The following is a 17,091-nucleotide window of genomic DNA, read 5'->3' as shown; positions in this document are numbered from 1 at the left end:
GTTAAGAACAAACTCTCATAAACGCTCTCAAATAGCTAAGACTGTACAACACTAAAGGCTTGTCAATATAACGGATGGTGTCGGATTGCTCTTTTATTAGGCATAAAGATGATAGCGCTCAACGGAGCTTTCAAGATACCATTCATGAGAGCCATCATGAAAATGAATATGAGAAGCGTTGAGAGATATTTCTTTAAAAGAAGTGCATAAATTAGCAAAACAAGGATATTCCAGCATTTTATTTTACCTGTGGGACCTGATATCCTATGCAAAGAACAACAAAAGCCTGAAGCTGTTATTTTCATGATTTAAGAGATATTGCTCTGGACCCTTTTGAAAGTGGCAAACCCGAATGTAAAAAGACTGTCATCTGGACTGATTTTCCCCTTGATAACTTCATATTTTTCCCCAATAAGGCTGTAGATTGATTTCAGAGATTATCCAAATGAATATAGCAATAGACTCTCCCCATCTGGTATACAAAAGCTGTAACAGTAGAGAGAGCACTAAAGCGCCTTAATCCTTATCTCAAACATACTGCTCGCGTTGAGAATCGCTAAACAAAAAGTTTTATGAGAAAAACAACACCATAAAGTCATGAATAGACCGAACATAGATTGGAAAGATGTTCTAACTTTTATCCAATATTTCTATCAAAAAACAACAAAACATTATTGGCTTTGTGTTTTCATATCCTTACAAGACTGTCTTTCCTTTGCATTATAGGCGTTACATTTGTGAAAGACAAAGGAAATATATGGATAGTTTTTAACTTGAAAATCTGAAAGATTGACGTGTTACGACAACAAAATTGTGCCTTTATCCATCAAAAGCATTAGAAATTTTGAAACAATACACCTGCTTTCTCGCAATGATTTCTTTTATCTACAATCAATCGCAGTCTCCTTAATATGCATTCCCCATCACAATATACAAGAGAAACGAAACTTAAAGCATTTTCCAGCAGCTTCATTCTCGTTTACGTGATTGGTTAGCACGAAAACTGCTGCTGACCACTAATCTTCTTCACAAGACTCGACAAACAAAACTTTTGTAAAAATATTCATTACATAATACAAAATATCACATGCGTAAGGTTACACGAACCAACTCTCATCATAAACGATGATACGGCATAAATGACATAATAAGCCAAATTAGAAAAAAGAAACAATAACCTTTTAAAATAAAAAAAGTCATCAATTAAATTTTATCAAACTATAAGCTTAAAATCGCAAGAAATTTTAAAAACAGCCTTTCTCCTTCTTCACGTCTATTATTGCTAAATAGGCTGGTTGCTTATTCTTTACTGCATCTTTTATGACGAGTTTTAACGGATCAGAAAGAAACAAGCAGTAAAGTTTTGAATGACAACAAAAACCATAAAGTTAACTTTGAAAAAAATGATGCCAAAATCAGATCTTCAGATATTCGATTCTCCCTCTCAACAACGGAAAAAACATATATTCCACGATGTTTTGGAATATATGTTTGTGATTATAATCACTTTAAGTGCTATTTTTACAGCTCTTCTCTCTTTTTCAGATCAGTTTAGGACATATTTTTAAAAGTAAGCAACCTATCCAACGTTGATAATGGTTGTACTGTCTTTAAAATTTCTTTTGCTTTTTTTTCATCACGATGCATTTGCGCAATCAAAGGTTCAAGCCCATCAAATTTTTCTTGTCCTCGCAAAAACTGGAAAAAAGAAACGATACAGCTTTCCCCATAAAGGTCGTCGTTAAAGTCAAACAAATAGGTTTCCAAAAGGGGCGCCCCATCCTTAACAACCGTTGGACGACAACCAAAGCTTGCAACACCATCATACAAAACACCGTTCGCACGACGCAAACGTACCGCATAAACACCATGAGCCAAACGAACTTGGGGAGGCAACATTTGATTAGCGGTAGGAAATCCCAAAAGACGTCCAAGTTTTTCACCTTGAATAATATTGGAGCGTATCCGATAGTGATACCCTAACAAATGGGCTGCTTTGTCCACTTTTCCTTGTGAGAGAAGTTGCCGAATAAAACTCGAGGAAATGATCAAAGATTGTGACTCTTGAGGACGAGCAACGCAAGGAACTTGCACAACCTCAAATCCATATTTCTCTCCCCTTTGGCAAAGAAGATGTACATTTCCACTTTTCTGATGACCAAATTGAAAATTTTCGCCTGTCACCACAACTGAAACATCAAAAACTTCCTTTAAAAACGACTTAATAAATTCGTCCGCTGAAAGAGCGGCAAACTGTGCATCAAAGGGCTGTTCAATCACGCCGTCAAAACCAAGGGTTTTAAAAATTTCAGCTTTTTCAACTGCCTCTGTCAAACGATAGACAGGAGCTGAATGTTGAAAAAAACTTCTTGGATGGGGTTCAAAAGTTAAAACAACAGCTGGTTTCTTTTTTATACGCGCGAAATCAAGTGCTTTTTGCAACACCACCTGATGCCCACAATGAACACCATCAAAATTTCCAAGTGCCAACACTGCTCCCCGCCAAGCCGAGGGAAACATATGAATTCCCTGAAGACGCAAAAAATTAGTCATTACTGAAGTGCCCACATGATTGCTTGTGGTTTATAACCATGATGTTCAAGAAAAGAATGCAAAGCTTGCTTATCAACCACACCCTTTTGCGTATAATCATAATGATGAATCCCCCCCATAATATAAAGGGCATCAAGACCAAAGTGAGCCGCCCCCTTAATATCCGTTAAAAGACCATCACCAATAGCTAAAACTTGACTTTTTTCTACTGTTCCCCGTATTTTTTGAAGTTTTTCAAAGGCACATTCATAAATAGGCGCGTGAGGTTTTCCAGCAATGCGCACTTCCCCCCCTAATTGTTGATAAAGACGAGCCAATGCACCAGCGCACCAAAATTCTTTATTTCCATAATGGACAATCACATCTGGGTTCGCACAAATAAAAGGTAAATTCCGCGACCGCATGCGACGAAACATCTCCTCATAAGCAGAGGGTTCTTCGTCAAAATCTTCAAGAAAACCGCTACAGACGACAACAGAAGCCTCCCATTCTTCAACAAATTCACACTCTAACCCTTCAAACAGCACCAAATCACGTTGTGAACCAATGAAAAAAACTTTACGTGGAGCAGTCTGAATGAGATCGCGCGTTACATCCCCTGAAGTGATAATGGCATCATAATAGTCGCTATGAACGTTCATGCTTTGTAATTGAGCAGCAACATCTTCCCGTAGCCGAGGAGAATTAGTTAATAAAATGACAGTTTTTCCCATTTGTCGGATTTTATACAACGCCTTCAACGCTGGTTCAAATGCATGTACACCGTTATGCACAACACCCCACACATCACAAAAAACAGCATCATAATGCGCTATAATAGTCTCAATATGGGTAAGTTCATTCATGGAGCACCTATCTCTATTTGTCATTTAAAGCTGTCTTTTACTTCAAAACTACTTACCGAAAGATAATACTTGTGTCATCTGCTTTCTCAAACCATATCCCAACTTTTTATCGTCTATAGAGATCATAAGAAATGATAAAATAACTAAGTTATCATTAAGTTGTGCAAAATTCTAAAATGCTTGATAGCAAAAGCTTATCATTCCCCAATGCTATTTTTCTCATAAAAATTTTAATTCTAACAACAACGACGTTGATAGAGTTTTTTATCTAAAATACTCAAATTCTTCACTGAGAAAATAAACGTATCCCCCTCTTAAAAACATGCATCATGAGAAAGCCCAATATATTTTCTCATTTCAAATTTGTTTATATTGAGTCAATCAAAACCTATTCGCTTACACATTATAAGCAGAGAGCGTACAGATAAAAACACGTGAAGAAAGAAAAAATAGCTCTTATGCTCCCTTTCAAGGCAAAAACTGTCGTAATATTTTGAACTGGCAGAGAGTATGTGCCGTCCGAGCATCTTTTTTTCAGTAACGATAGCAATATAGCTTTTATCCCATTCATAGAGGCTTTTACGCTACATACTTTACGAAGCACCATTGTAAAATAGGCGCTAACATTGAGAAATATCTTCTAAAACAAACATGTGAATATACAACAATAAGATCTATAATGTTTTGAGTTTATTTTGCATGAGGGCTCTTTACTCATAAAAGCTTTCCCCTATCATCATGATATCTCAGACGCATCAAAACAAGTCATTTTGATTATTGGTTAAGGACAGCACCGTAAGCGGTGACTTGAGCTTAAAAACCAAGGTTTACCTTCGTAAAATGCATATCTGATGTCATGAGTTGAGTAAGCAAACCTTAAAACTTTGAAAGGCAAACAACCTCCTATTTAAAAAAATCTATCCGTCTCAAGAAAAACTATTTTTATTGCCAATCTCCTAAAATTACTTTATGAATCGAAAAATGTTTTGATCGCATACGCAACGATCAAAAGGGGTCTTGAAAACCCGAAACCCTAGCGTAAAAATAAACCCACTATGTGGGTATCCCGGAATTCCGGGAGATTTTGCTATGTCCAGGTGCTCCAAGCACTAAAAGCAAAATGCTGACTAGGGTTCAGTGTTTTCAAGCTCCCGGAATACCAATGCGAGGGCGCTCGCACTTGGAGGGGGAAAATGCAAGCTCAAAATCTTAATATTGATCTTTTTGTAGGCAAAAAAATTCGCTTTAGGCGAAAAGTGCTAAAAATGTCTCAAAAAACATTAGGGCATCATTTAGGTGTCACTTTTCAACAAATCCAAAAGTATGAAAAAGGCTTAAATCGCGTGAGCGCAGGACGTTTAAAGGAAATTTCCGATATTTTGAATGTTCCACTTGCCTTTTTTTACACTGATATCATCAAAAAAGACAACACCCCGTACCATTATGATGAAATCGCCTCGAGCAAAGAGGAATATTTGCTTTTAAAAAGTTTTAGAGTCCTCACATCTGTCAAGCAGAAAGCGATTTTAAACTTAATTTGTGATCAAAATTAAAACGCTTTAAAAGCATAGCTATAAAGTGCTACACACCCTATTCTTGTCTTTCTCCCCATACCCCAAAAGGATGCCCCCCTCCTCAAACCGGTTGATAAACGATCCGCCTTTTCAAAAATAGCTCCTTCTCAGCTTCCCATTTCATATGGTTCCTTTCACAAAATTATATAAACAAGCCCTCCCTTGAATATTCATCACACTCTCTTATCAAAACACCCCATGTATAAAGTTTTATGTCTTATATCACCACACCCGCAAACAATAGCGTTTTACAGCACAACAGAATAAGTATTTATCCGTATTTAAAGAGTGGCCCCCTTTTCGCTATGGACGCTCTATTTATTTTAAATGATGTACATTTAATATACCTGCTATTAAAGACTTAATATCTGTTATAAAGTCTTAAAGGCGTATTTTTCCTTTAAAATCTCAATGCTACAGCAACTCTATCATAAGGCGACACATTGATTTATAAAGACAATTTATTGTTTTACATGTTGAATGAGAATCCAGAATATCGTAAGATTCTTTCATTTCAGACTTGTTCCATGTTGAATCAACCAAAACTATATCTCTTGCAGCTTACAAGTGGGAAGAGGCGTATGGATAAAAACTATTAAGTAAGAATTAAAAATGCCTCTAATGAACCTTCTCAATTACCAAGAGCTGTAAGCAACACCCACAAGCTGACAAACTGTGTGATGGTGCAAGGCTTACTCCGTTATGAAGCGTAAAGATGGGGGGCTCAATGGATTTACCCTTATACCCTTTACGAACAGCGTCGCAAAATAGGCTTGGATACCTTGAGAGATATTTCTATAAGACAATGCTATCCTGTTTTCTCATGATCATAATCCTCAATCTAACAAAGATGAAACAAACAATAGGATTGCGAATATGATTTGGGGAGCTCATCTGAAAGATAAAAAATGATAAAAAATCCGCTATAACAATTGAAGAAGCGAGCATTCGTTGAGCCGTAACTTCTTTATTTTAGAATTTTTATATCACACTTTACTGTTGAGATGCATGACCACGGTCTGTAACATCAAGCTTTGGCGAGAAAAACATTTCAGTATCTGCTTGTAAAACATTTTGACAGTTTTTAGATTCCTTAACAGCTTGTCCTGAAAGAGAACACTTCGTTCCCCATTCTTCTCTTAATTTTGCATCTTTTTTTAAATCTTCTACGCTATAGGTTTTTCACACCCCACGACGAATAATAGAGTCATGCATAATAAATAATTTTTTTCATTTTACTCCTCTTTAAATACCTTATCTGTTAATATCATCCCCCCAAATGAGGGTTGAATTTTCACACTGTATGAGAATACAGCCTCACTATCACTTGCTTGCTTTTAAAGTGAATACTCTGAGTAAAATAACGCAAGAAGAGCTCACAATAGCCATCGTATGAGTTTGTCATAAAATACAATGAGAAGGGAAAGAGCCCAAACTGAATACAAATGATGAAATCAGAAGACGCATTAATGCTTTTGTCCAACTGATTTCAAATAGTTACATTGCAATAGGCATCGCCCCTAACCCTATAGAAAGCCTATGAGCATTATAATACTTAAATCTCACGATCAATGGACTATGCAGCCATAACAAAAAAGTATGAACTCTTTTTACCTATTTGTATGTTGATTATTGTTCCTCCATCGAGGCCTAAATAGAAACGTTTTGTGATATATAGAAAACAATCAGCAATGCAAATCATTTTACGAAGATTTCTTCGTGTAGAGTCTATTTGAAATCCATCCATCATTTGGAAGTCTGAATTTAAAAGCAGATAATTATGAAAGCTTTTCAAGGAATGCAACAGATTGATCACTTTTAAAGAAGTAAAAAACGTGATCCAATCCTGAAGACAAAATTCTGATGAAAAAACTTTTGCTATGAATTCTTTTAAGGCATTGTGAAAGATTTTATCCATTATATCAAACGTTACACCATTTTTGGGTCTGTTTATTTTTTACTTTTATCAACACCGCTCTAGAAATCCGTTTCTTGAGCGTTTTTTATCGCCTCACTTCTCCTTCAAACACAAATACTCAAAAATGCTTTGCAACCAACAATGACATTTTCCTGCTTTTATAAAACACATAAGTAAAAATAGAGAAGTGATTTTGAAAGCAACCCTCCCTTGAAAAGGGAATTACCATCCATTTACTTCCTAAACGAAAATAATCTCACCGTTTATTCAAATTTGCTCTACGATTTGGTACAATTTTATTGATAAAGTTTTCTCTATAAAAATTTAAGTAAATATGTTCGTTAAAACCAATCATGGACTAGCAAAGGGGTTATAGGATCCATTATCTCGCCGCCATTTTAAAGGTTCAGTGAAATCACTCGACCAAAGACCAATCTTATTGCCACGTGCTTTTTCTTCCGCATGATGATACTGGGCTGGAATAGGATTTTTCCCCTCTTTTGAGAGTACCAACATACCTTCTTTAAGACCTTCCTCAGCTAAATCAACCCCTTGAACAAAACATTGCGCATAATAAACACCATTGTGCATCAAAGCCTGTTTACAGGATAAATCCTGCCCAAGTGTTTTGGTGACAAGCCAAGCCGTTGTAACCGCACCACAGGGCCATTCTTGATCATTTAATCTTGCTTTTTGACGGGGTGCACATGTGTCCACACCATAAAGATGAATATCACGGGAGATATGTGAGCGCCAAGATTGTGCAGCAGGCGTCAGTAATTTAAATGTAACCCCACTTGTAACAGAAGCCTTACCATGAAAAACAACAGCATTATTTGCAACATCATTTAATGAAACACTCTTCTGCAAATCGAGAGCTGGTTCATTTTTTTCTAATTGCTGTTTGGTGATAGATCTACCCAACTTTTTTTCTTCTCGATAGAGATCGACAATATCTTGGATATCTTGCGTCTCAAATGTTTTAAGAATGCTGAAATCCATTTTATCTTTATATTGGCTTAATCCCCACACCGTAGCCCCCATAATGTAAATAATAACAATCAATTTAAATAGCATCTCTTAACACGCTCGCTCAAAAAATTCGTTTTTTTCCTATCATGTCAGATTATTGATCAGCAATCCCCTTGTTTTTAAAGAAAAAATCCAAATATAAGTGTTGCAGATTAACTACATTTTGTAAAGAATGATATTCTTTCTTTCATTATTTTAATATTGTTATTTTTACCAATATACACAACTTAAAATTGCCATTTTCATATAACACAATCTCAATTTGAAAAGACTTCTGTCTCTTTACGAAGAAGAGCTTGAGAGTGAACAGATCCACGATCAAGGCTTTTAAAACAAACAAATGAGAAGAATTAAACTGTCATCAAATGACAACACTCTCCAGTTTGTTAGAGGCGATGGAATGTCGACATATAAACAAATATTATTTGTTAAAGAGAGGTAAAATGACAGATAATAGATTCCAAAACATCATTTTTATCGTGACCATGCTGCTTTTTACAGCATTGCTTGTATCAGATCCTTCTTATGCTGCTTCTACTGCTGGTGGAGGTGGTTTCGGGAAGCTTGATGGTGTTTTAGACAACATTGTCACAATGATGACGGGTCCAACGGCAAGGCTTATTGCTATTATATGTGTTGCTGCTGTGGGGATTGGTTGGATGTACGGCTTTATTGATTTACGCAAAGCAGCTTACTGTGTTCTGGGGATTGCTATTGTTTTTGGTGCCCCCACTCTCGTCGGCAAATTAGCGGGCACAACATAAATGAACGAAGATACTCTTTTCCTTGCCTGTACGCGCCCGGCCATGTTTGCTGGTGTTACAATGGAAGCGATGGCGCTCAATGTCATGGCGACATCCATTCTTTTCATTTTGAGCAGTGATTTTACCATGTTTGGTCTTGGTATTGGGATGCACTTTATTTTGCGAGAAGTGACAAAGTACGATCACAATCAATTTCGCGTATTATTTGCATGGCTCAATACCCGAGGAAAACAAAAAAACCTCAACAGATGGGGAGGAGGTTCTACCTCCCCTTTACGCCTTATCCGCACGTATAAGGAACTAAGCTGAAGGAACGAAACTGGTGAAACAGATGTCAATAATGAAACGGGAAACTTTGCCTGAAGAATATATTCCCTATATACGCTACATCAACCAACATGTCGTTGCTTTAAATTCACGCTGTTTAATGGTTGTGATGGCTGTTGAAGGTATAAATTTCGACACTGCGGATATTGATCAATTAAATTCTTTACACAACCAATTAAACACCCTTTTAAAAAATATCGCAGATGAGCGGCTTGCTTTATATTCTCACATCATCCGCCGCCGTGAAACGATATACCCAGAGGGTCATTTTCTTTCATCTTTTGCAACAACATTAGATGAAAAATATAAAAAGAAAATGGTTTCGCAAGAACTGTATAGAAATGATCTATTTATTTCACTGCTTTGGAATCCGGCCGCGGATAAAACAGAAAAGCTGGTTTCATTTTTTCAGCGCTTGAGCAAAGCCAAGAAAACACAATCTGAGCCCGACGAGGAAGCTATTCGTAAACTCGAAGAGTTAAGTCAAGATCTTATGCAAGGTTTGGAAGAGTATGAAGTCCGTCTGCTATCCATCTATGAACATGAAGGACTTTTATTTGCCGAACAAAGTGAATTTCTCCACCAGCTAGTAGGGGGAAGACGTGAGCGTATTCCTCTCACATTTGGAACTATTGCTTCAACAATTTACTCGGATCGTGTTATTTTTGGGAAAGAAATTATCGAAATTCGCCATGAAAGCAATGAACGCTTTGTGGGCATGTTTGGATGGAAAGAGTATCCTTCTAAAACACGCCCAGGTATGACTGATGGTCTGCTTACGGTGCCATTTGAATTCATCTTAACACAATCCTTTGTCTTTAAAAGTAAGGCAGCCGCCAGTGCGATTATGAGCCGCAAACAAAATCAAATGATCAATGCAGCTGACCGTGCTAGCTCACAAATCGATGCACTGGATGAAGCGCTAGATGATTTAGAATCAAACCGTTTTGTTTTGGGAGAACACCACATTTCTTTAGCTGTTTTTGCTGATCATCCTAAAATATTGTCTGAAAACTTATCAAAAGCACGTTCCCATTTAACCAATGGAGGAGCCGTGATTGCCAGAGAAGATTTAGGATTGGAAGCAGCATGGTGGGCACAGCTTCCTGGAAACTTTAGCTATCGTGCGCGTTCAGGCGCCATTACCAGCAGAAATTTTGCCGCTTTATCGCCCTTCCATTCTTTCCCTGTTGGCAAACTGAACGATAATGTTTGGGGAGCTGCTGTCGCATTGCTAAAAACACAGGCTGGTTCACCTTACTATTTTAATTTTCATTATGGCGATCTTGGAAACACATTTGTTTGTGGTCCATCAGGATCTGGTAAAACAGTGATTGTTAATTTTCTTCTTGCACAATTACAAAAACACAATCCAACAATGGTTTTTTTTGATAAAGATCAAGGAGCAGAGATTTTTGTACGGGCTGGAGGAGGGAAATACAAACCTTTAAAAAATGGGCAGCCCACGGGTATTGCTCCCTTAAAGGGCATGGAATACACCGAAAAAAATAAAATCTTTCTTCGTAATTGGATCTTAAAGCTGGTGACCGCTGAAGGGCAAATCGTAACAGAAGAAGAGCGACAAGATATCGCCAAAGCCATTGATTCCTTGGAAAACTTACCCCCAACCCAGCGCTCTCTTGGTGCCCTTCAACTGTTTTTTGACAACACATCCAAAGAAGGAATTGCCATACGGCTGCAACGCTGGATTAGAGGCAATGATTTAGGATGGGTTTTTGATAATGACCAAGATGATCTCAATTTAAATGCGCAGTTCATTGGCTATGACATGACCGATTTCTTAGATAATGAAGAAATTCGGCGCCCCTTAATGATGTATCTCTTTCACCGCATTCTTGATCTGATTGATGGGCGGCGCATCATTATCGTCGTTGATGAATTCTGGAAAGCTTTAGAAGATGATTCATTTAAAGCTTTTGCGCAAGATCGGCTAAAAACAATTCGTAAACAAAATGGCATGATGCTCTTTGCAACACAAAGCCCTAAAGATGCTTTGAACTCAACAATCGCGCACACAATCATTGAGCAATGCCCCACCCAAATATTTTTTCCAAATCAAAAAGCAAATTACAATGATTATGTCGAAGCTTTCAAACTTACTGAGCGTGAATTTGAACTGATACAGTCAGAGTTAAGCAGAGAATCCCGTCGTTTTCTCATCAAACAAGGACAAAGTTCCGTCGTTGCAGAACTTAACTTACGTGGAATGAATGATGAGATCGCCGTTTTAAGCGGCACAACAAAAAACATTGAACTCATGAATGAAATTATCAACGAATATGGAGCTGACCCTGACAAATGGCTGCCCATATTTTATCAAAGGAGAAAAAATCAATGAAAAAATATGGCTTAGTTACACTGTTATCTTTTTCTTTTATTTCTCATGCAATATCACAAACGACACCCGATGTAGATGAATATTATAAACAAGCACTCGAGAACACACAAAAATTAAATGCTGCAAAATCAGAAACAGCTGAAACTATTTATAAAACAGCAACTGACACTGCAAATAAAATCAAAGAAATAAATCATCAATTTGAAAATATTCAATCAAAAAAAGACACTAAGCCTGAAGAATTGCAAGCCCTTCAACAAGAGCTTCAAATAAAACTTTCTCTTCTTCAAGCCGATCTTCAAGTGAATTCTTTAAAACTTCAGTCTCTTGATATGATTCAAGCAAGAGATACGAAAACAAAAGACGAATTGCGTGAAGAAAAGGAACAACAAAAGCATAAACATATTGAAAAACAGTTAAAAGAAAAAGAAAAACAATTAAAAGAAAAACTTGAAAGTGCGCGTACAGATGTCAGACTTTAGTTTTTCTCCCTTTGAAAGCGTTTCTGGGTATATTTTAAAACCCCTTGATAATGTGATGGACACAACGGTGAGTGGGCTATCTTCTGCTATTTCAGCGCCCTTAAATCTCGCCGCAATCATTTTTATCTTTCTTTATGGCTATAATGTTATGACAGGTCGCGTTGCGCTTTCCATGCATAGTCTTCTCAATAATGTTGTTAAAATCGTTGTTGTTACAACAATGGCAACAAATGCGGATACATTTAATACTTATGTCAAGGATATTTTCTTCAATGATTTATCCAATGCTATTGGGAATGCGCTTAACAGTAATCCTGCAAGCTCCAATGTTTTTGATTATATTTTGTTAAAGGCAAGTTCGCGTTATCAAGAAGTCTTATACAATGCTTGGTTTTTTGAAAAGATCATTGTGGGTCTTCTTGGTTCTATCATGCTTCTCGCGGTTATTCTTTTTTGTATAGGTGGTTTTATTGTGCAAATGTTTGCACAAGTTGCACTCGTCATGATTATAGGTCTTGGGCCTCTATTCATTAGTTTGTATTTGTTCAATGCAACGCGAAAATACTCCGATGCATGGATTACAACTTTGATCAATTTTACCATTTTACAAGTTCTCGTAATCATGCTTGGAACCATTATATGTCAAGTTATCCTACAGGTTCTCAAAGTTTCATATGAATCAATTTATGTTCTTTTTCCCCCTGTCATCGTCATTTCGATCATAGGAGTTATTATCTTCCGTGCGCTTCCTGGTATTGCAACAGCGCTGGCCTCTGGCGGACCATACTTTAACGCTGGTGTCTCTTCAGGAGGACAGATTTTTACAATGCTTTCCAATGGTGCAAGAGCGAGTGGCAATGCAGTAAAAAGTGCCACTTCACAAATCTCAGGAGCTGCCGGTAACGCTGTTAGAAGTGCGGCAGGGGCGGCAGCAAAAGCAGGTAAATCTGGAGGCGGTCGTGGTCGATTTTAAGATAAAGCACCTCTTTAAAAGAATAAGCATTTTTGTTTTTGCCTTGTGTGCGCCCTTTGGCGTACACGCCATGATCCTGTTCCAGATAAGATCTAACATCTTGGGTCTAACAATAAAACCAATCAAAACCTTGCATCACATAAACTTGTAAAAATGTTCAGAACAAAGGCTCTCATGCATTGTATTCCAAGATATTTGTGAGTTCAAAAAATGAAACGAAAAATAACTTTTGTTATGGTCCTAACAATCGCTCTTACTGGTTGTGCCTCTTTGAGTGGCCCTAAAAAACCACCACGCTGTAATGGCAAACATACACGCGCTTTAAATAAAGATAAGTGGAATTGGGACAATAAAAACATTGTCTACCCAGAAAAGAGTGTAAAGCCTGTTACCACTCCCATCATTCTCAATACTTTGGAAAGTGAAAAAGTAACAGCCAATTCAGCTTTATTAAAGCCGGTTATTCATGAAGCACGATCTGATAAAACTGTGGAGGTTATGCGTGAAAAGTGATGCCCTTGAAGAATATATAAAAGAAGCGCGCTCATTTGACATTGATCGCATGCATAGCATGCGCGTGCGGATGAAAATCTCCATGGCTTTAACAGTGCTTTTTGGATTGATGACAATTGCGCTGGCTTTAGCTGTCGCAGCTTTGACACCTTTGAAAACGGTAGAGCCTTTTGTTATCCGCGTTGATAACTCAACAGGCATTATTGATACTGTAAGCGCCCTAAAAGAATCCCCTAACGACTATGATGAAGCGATAACGCGTTATTTTGCCAGCCAATATGTTCGCGCTCGTGAAGGTTTTCAAGCATCAGAAGCAGAAAACAATTTTCGCTTAGTCTCTCTTTTATCTTCTCCAAAAGAACAAAACCGTTTTGCAAAATGGTACGCGGGCAATAATCCAGAAAGTCCGCAAAATATTTATCATAACATGATTGCTACGATCACAATCAAATCAATCTCTTTTATAAGTAAAGATCTTATCCAAGTTCGTTACTATAAAACGATCAGAGACTTGAATGAAAAAGAAAATATTTCCCATTGGATTTCAATCTTAAATTTTTCCTACGTGAACGCACACATTTCAACGTCTGATCGTCTTATCAACCCTCTTGGTTTTCAAGTATCGGAATATAGATCTGATCCAGAGGTGATAAAATGATCAGACTTTTACAAACAATCTCTTTAATTTTTACGATCACTGTCAGCTTTCACACAGCTCTCTCACTTGCGGAAACAGCGCCTGTCAGTGCACGTAAAGATAACCGCATCAGATTTGTCAATTATGACCCCTACAACGTCGTACAAATCATTGGCTCCATTCGCTCTTCGGTTCAACTAGAATTTGCCGTTGATGAAGAAGTAACCTATGTAGGAATTGGAAATTCGGTTGCTTGGCAAGTTGCACCGGCTGGACACTTTGTTTTTCTCAAACCACGTGAAGTTCAGCCTGTGACAAATTTACAAATTGTCACAAGCCGCCAAGATGGAACACAACGCTCTTATCAATTCGAGCTACAAGTCCGTGAAGGCGATGTTTCAGCCGGCAATGAGACGTATTTCTTGGTAAAGTTTCGTTATCCAGAAGATGAAGCCTTACGTAAAAAATTAGCCGAAGCAGAAAAAGAAAAACAACGTGAAGAAAACTTTGTCAATGATATTCTAAATATCCATGAAGATTTTGGACCACGCAATTGGGCTTATGAAGCTCAAGGCTCATCTCTTATTGAACCTGCTTCTGTCTATGATAATGGGAAAACAACAACCTTTACCTTTTTAGGCAACATTGAAATCCCTGCCATTTACATTGTATCGCCTGATGGGCAAGAAGCGCTTATTCCCAAATCGATTAAAGGCAACAAGGTTATTGTTCATGCAACAGCTGCACAATTCACGCTACGACGTGGGAATGAAGTATTGTGCATCTTTAACAAAAGGTTCGTGCCAAAAGGAATTAATCCTGAAACAGGTACGACATCACCATCTGTACAACGTAAAGTGAACCTAGGAAGCAGCCATGAATAACACCGTGGATGAAAAAAGCATTAATGATCGCGATACAATAAAAAATGCTCAAGGGAAAAGTCAACAGAACAATGTGGGGAAAGCTATTGCTCTTATTATTCTTTTCAGTGTCTGTCTTTATTTAGCCTATTCAACACTTGTTACAGACAAAAAGCAACCAATTGAATCTTCAAAAGAAGGAAAAGTTATAAAACAAACAGAGCTTTTTCGTCCTGCAAAGCCTACCCCTCCCCCCTTTGAACAGCCTCAACGAAATAACGCTCTATTACCAAAAGTCGAGCTACCAACACCAAACATCAATCAATTAAATTCTGATAACTCACTGCTGGAAGCAGCACAACGTGCTCCTGTATTAGCTTATGCAAGTACACAACAAGGCAAAATAGATTCACAAACAAATAATGGTGCTTTGCCTCACCAACTTGAAAGCAAACCTGATGAAACGACACAACGTTTTAATCATCTTCTCAAACCCACAGTGCTTGAAGGTATTCGTGCTTCAACCCTTGGCAATCGAAACTACATCATCGCGATGGGAACTTCTATTCCTTGTATTTTAGAAACAGCCATCAACAGTGATCAACAAGGTTTTGCCAGTTGTATCATCTCCAGAGATATCTTATCAGACAATGGTCGTGTTGTGCTTCTTGATAAAGGCACCCAAATTGTTGGTGAATATCGCGCCGGATTGAAAAAAGGCCAAACACGTCTCTTTGTACTATGGAATAGAGCAAAAACCCCCAATGGTATCATTATATCTTTAGCTTCACCGGCAACGGATGCTTTAGGGCGTTCTGGTATGGATGGAGATATTGATAACCATTGGCTCGAGAGGATTGGGTCTGCGCTTCTTGTCTCACTAATAAAAGATGCAACACACTATGCCAATAAACGTTTATCAAAAAAACAGGAAAAAGAAGAAACTGAAACAATCTCTTCAGGACAAAACATCGCAAACATTCTCGTAGAAAATTACGCCAATATTCCTCCAACATTATCCAAAAACCAAGGGGAAATGGTGAATATCTTTGTTGCCCGCGATTTAGATTTTTCCAGCGTTTATAAATTGAAAGTCATCGAAAACAAAAAACAGATTATCAATCGAGCTGTTTCAAGAAACTTTTACAAAAATTCGGCGGTAACTTTAGAATGAACTCAAACTTACATACCATGAGCGATGAAACCGTTGCGATTGTTCTCACAAAACTTGAACCCATCAGTGCTTTTTTGAAAGATGATAGACTCTTTGAAATTGTTATCAATCGTCCCTATCAAGTCATGACTGAAGGATTTGATGGATGGAAAACAATAGAAGCACCGGGGCTCTCTTTTAATGAGCTTATGGGGATTGCGAAAGTTGTCGCATCCTATTCCAAGCAAAACATATCGGACAAAAACCCAATATTATCTGCAACGCTACCAGGCAATGAGCGTATTCAAATTGTCATTCCGCCCGCTGTCGAAAAAGACACGATTAGTATGACAATTCGTAAACCGTCATCGCAGAGTTTTTCTCTCGAAGAGCTCGCAAATAAGGGCCTCTTCTCGCTCTGTGAACAGATCTCTTTCACACCCTTGAATGACTATCATTCTCGTTTTAACGAACTCAAAATCATCGAGCATAAATTAGCCAATGCCTACTGTAATAAAGACTTTGTCTCTTTTTTAAATCAAGCTGTAGAATGCCAGAAAAATATTTTAATTGCGGGAAAAACCGGTTCGGGTAAAACAACATTATCAAAAGCATTAATCGCCAAAATCCCTCAAGAAGAGCGTATTATCACCATTGAAGACACGCAAGAATTGGTGATACCACACCCTAACCATGTCTCAATGTTCTATTCAAAAGATGGACAAGGCTTAGCCTCCGTTGGCCCCAAAGAGTTACTTGAATCATCTTTACGGATGCGTCCTGATCGTATTCTTTTGCAAGAACTTCGAGATGGTACAGCCTTTTATTATATCCGCAATGTCAATTCAGGCCATCCAGGTTCCATTACGACGGTTCACGCATCAACAGCACTTGCAGCCTTTGAGCAGATGACCCTTTTGGTCAAAGAAAGTGAAGGCGGTGGTGATTTAGAGCGTGATGATATTCGAGGCCTGTTGATTTCAATGATTGATATCATCATCCAATGCAAACGGATTGAAGGAAAATTTAAGGTCACAGAAATTTATTACGATCCCTTCAAACAACGAAACATCTTTGGAGGTGACTAAAAGAAGATCA

Annotated in this window: 14 protein-coding genes and 1 pseudogene; 11 read left to right on the top strand and 4 right to left on the bottom strand. The window is 37.8% G+C overall.

The features are described from left to right. Positions 1–1,551: 1,551 nt before the first annotated feature. Entirely contained in the window at positions 1,552–2,553 is a 1,002-nt protein-coding gene (locus ACFIKX_RS09290; RefSeq protein ID WP_375627916.1) for a bifunctional riboflavin kinase/FAD synthetase, read from the bottom strand. Further along, positions 2,553–3,398, bottom strand: a complete 846-nt coding sequence (locus tag ACFIKX_RS09285) for a TIGR01459 family HAD-type hydrolase (RefSeq protein ID WP_375612197.1) — start codon at positions 3,396–3,398, stop codon at positions 2,553–2,555. The genes ACFIKX_RS09290 and ACFIKX_RS09285 overlap by 1 nt, the downstream gene beginning before the upstream one ends. A 1,193-nt stretch (positions 3,399–4,591) precedes the next feature. Here ACFIKX_RS09285 and ACFIKX_RS09280 point away from each other — a divergent pair. After that, positions 4,592–4,951, top strand: coding sequence for a helix-turn-helix domain-containing protein (locus ACFIKX_RS09280; protein ID WP_375613566.1), 360 nt, complete (start codon positions 4,592–4,594; stop codon positions 4,949–4,951). A 1,014-nt stretch (positions 4,952–5,965) separates the two neighbouring features. Here the strand turns inward: ACFIKX_RS09280 and ACFIKX_RS09275 are convergent. Together ACFIKX_RS09275 and ACFIKX_RS09270 are read right to left on the bottom strand one after the other, a co-directional pair. Then, positions 5,966–6,094: pseudogene (locus tag ACFIKX_RS09275) on the bottom strand (hypothetical protein); the annotation flags it as partial. A 1,147-nt stretch (positions 6,095–7,241) separates the two neighbouring features. Beyond that, positions 7,242–7,967 (bottom strand): hypothetical protein, encoded by a 726-nt coding sequence (locus ACFIKX_RS09270; protein ID WP_375638527.1) that lies wholly within the window; start codon positions 7,965–7,967, stop codon positions 7,242–7,244. 398 nt (positions 7,968–8,365) lie between these two features. On the opposite strand from ACFIKX_RS09270, the gene ACFIKX_RS09265 reads away from it, so the two are divergent. From ACFIKX_RS09265 to virB11, 10 genes are all read left to right on the top strand, one after another. Further along, the gene (locus ACFIKX_RS09265; protein ID WP_375661245.1) at positions 8,366–8,686 is read left to right on the top strand and encodes a TrbC/VirB2 family protein; all 321 of its coding nucleotides are present in this window, start codon (positions 8,366–8,368) and stop codon (positions 8,684–8,686) included. Continuing rightward, on the top strand, positions 8,687–8,995 hold the full coding sequence (locus tag ACFIKX_RS09260; RefSeq protein WP_375661244.1) for a type IV secretion system protein VirB3: 309 nt from the start codon (positions 8,687–8,689) through the stop codon (positions 8,993–8,995). It abuts the gene before it with no gap. A gap of 22 nt (positions 8,996–9,017) precedes the next feature. Continuing rightward, positions 9,018–11,372 carry a VirB4 family type IV secretion/conjugal transfer ATPase gene (locus ACFIKX_RS09255; protein WP_375653204.1) on the top strand — a complete coding sequence of 785 codons (2,355 nt, stop codon included), beginning with the start codon at positions 9,018–9,020 and terminating at the stop codon, positions 11,370–11,372. After that, a complete protein-coding gene (locus ACFIKX_RS09250) occupies positions 11,369–11,854 on the top strand; it encodes a type IV secretion system protein VirB5 (RefSeq protein ID WP_375610596.1) in 486 nt (161 codons plus the stop codon). The genes ACFIKX_RS09255 and ACFIKX_RS09250 overlap by 4 nt, the downstream gene beginning before the upstream one ends. Continuing rightward, positions 11,841–12,827: a type IV secretion system protein gene (locus ACFIKX_RS09245; protein ID WP_375610597.1), complete on the top strand. Its 987-nt coding sequence runs from the start codon at positions 11,841–11,843 to the stop codon at positions 12,825–12,827. The genes ACFIKX_RS09250 and ACFIKX_RS09245 overlap by 14 nt, the downstream gene beginning before the upstream one ends. Before the next feature lie 210 nt (positions 12,828–13,037). Next, the gene (locus ACFIKX_RS09240; protein WP_375610598.1) at positions 13,038–13,340 is read left to right on the top strand and encodes a type IV secretion system protein VirB7; all 303 of its coding nucleotides are present in this window, start codon (positions 13,038–13,040) and stop codon (positions 13,338–13,340) included. Continuing rightward, positions 13,294–13,998 (top strand): virB8 family protein, encoded by a 705-nt coding sequence (locus tag ACFIKX_RS09235; RefSeq protein WP_375610599.1) that lies wholly within the window; start codon positions 13,294–13,296, stop codon positions 13,996–13,998. The genes ACFIKX_RS09240 and ACFIKX_RS09235 overlap by 47 nt, the downstream gene beginning before the upstream one ends. Beyond that, a complete protein-coding gene (virB9, locus tag ACFIKX_RS09230; RefSeq protein ID WP_375612192.1) occupies positions 13,995–14,861 on the top strand; it encodes a P-type conjugative transfer protein VirB9 in 867 nt (288 codons plus the stop codon). Before ACFIKX_RS09235 ends, virB9 begins: the two co-directional genes overlap by 4 nt. Next, positions 14,854–16,014 carry a type IV secretion system protein VirB10 gene (gene virB10, locus ACFIKX_RS09225; RefSeq protein ID WP_375627908.1) on the top strand — a complete coding sequence of 387 codons (1,161 nt, stop codon included), beginning with the start codon at positions 14,854–14,856 and terminating at the stop codon, positions 16,012–16,014. The genes virB9 and virB10 overlap by 8 nt, the downstream gene beginning before the upstream one ends. Further along, positions 16,011–17,081 carry a P-type DNA transfer ATPase VirB11 gene (virB11, locus tag ACFIKX_RS09220; RefSeq protein ID WP_375627906.1) on the top strand — a complete coding sequence of 357 codons (1,071 nt, stop codon included), beginning with the start codon at positions 16,011–16,013 and terminating at the stop codon, positions 17,079–17,081. The genes virB10 and virB11 overlap by 4 nt, the downstream gene beginning before the upstream one ends. Positions 17,082–17,091: the final 10 nt, after the last annotated feature.

Source organism: Bartonella sp. CM86QHHN, assembly GCF_042194695.1.
In the GTDB taxonomy this organism is placed as follows: Bacteria; Pseudomonadota; Alphaproteobacteria; order Rhizobiales; family Rhizobiaceae; genus Bartonella.
This window is presented reverse-complemented; position numbering and strand designations above follow the sequence as displayed.

What these genes read in the sequence shown, in the direction of transcription:
- ACFIKX_RS09290 (WP_375627916.1), bottom strand. Translation starts at nt 2,553, where the DNA reads ATGACTAATTTTTTGCGTCTTCAGGGAATTCATATGTTTCCCTCGGCT.
- ACFIKX_RS09285 (WP_375612197.1), bottom strand. Translation starts at nt 3,398, where the DNA reads ATGAATGAACTTACCCATATTGAGACTATTATAGCGCATTATGATGCT.
- ACFIKX_RS09280 (WP_375613566.1), top strand. Translation starts at nt 4,592, where the DNA reads ATGCAAGCTCAAAATCTTAATATTGATCTTTTTGTAGGCAAAAAAATT.
- ACFIKX_RS09270 (WP_375638527.1), bottom strand. Translation starts at nt 7,967, where the DNA reads ATGCTATTTAAATTGATTGTTATTATTTACATTATGGGGGCTACGGTG.
- ACFIKX_RS09265 (WP_375661245.1), top strand. Translation starts at nt 8,366, where the DNA reads ATGACAGATAATAGATTCCAAAACATCATTTTTATCGTGACCATGCTG.
- ACFIKX_RS09260 (WP_375661244.1), top strand. Translation starts at nt 8,687, where the DNA reads ATGAACGAAGATACTCTTTTCCTTGCCTGTACGCGCCCGGCCATGTTT.
- ACFIKX_RS09255 (WP_375653204.1), top strand. Translation starts at nt 9,018, where the DNA reads ATGTCAATAATGAAACGGGAAACTTTGCCTGAAGAATATATTCCCTAT.
- ACFIKX_RS09250 (WP_375610596.1), top strand. Translation starts at nt 11,369, where the DNA reads ATGAAAAAATATGGCTTAGTTACACTGTTATCTTTTTCTTTTATTTCT.
- ACFIKX_RS09245 (WP_375610597.1), top strand. Translation starts at nt 11,841, where the DNA reads ATGTCAGACTTTAGTTTTTCTCCCTTTGAAAGCGTTTCTGGGTATATT.
- ACFIKX_RS09240 (WP_375610598.1), top strand. Translation starts at nt 13,038, where the DNA reads ATGAAACGAAAAATAACTTTTGTTATGGTCCTAACAATCGCTCTTACT.
- ACFIKX_RS09235 (WP_375610599.1), top strand. Translation starts at nt 13,294, where the DNA reads ATGAAGCACGATCTGATAAAACTGTGGAGGTTATGCGTGAAAAGTGAT.
- virB9 (WP_375612192.1), top strand. Translation starts at nt 13,995, where the DNA reads ATGATCAGACTTTTACAAACAATCTCTTTAATTTTTACGATCACTGTC.
- virB10 (WP_375627908.1), top strand. Translation starts at nt 14,854, where the DNA reads ATGAATAACACCGTGGATGAAAAAAGCATTAATGATCGCGATACAATA.
- virB11 (WP_375627906.1), top strand. Translation starts at nt 16,011, where the DNA reads ATGAACTCAAACTTACATACCATGAGCGATGAAACCGTTGCGATTGTT.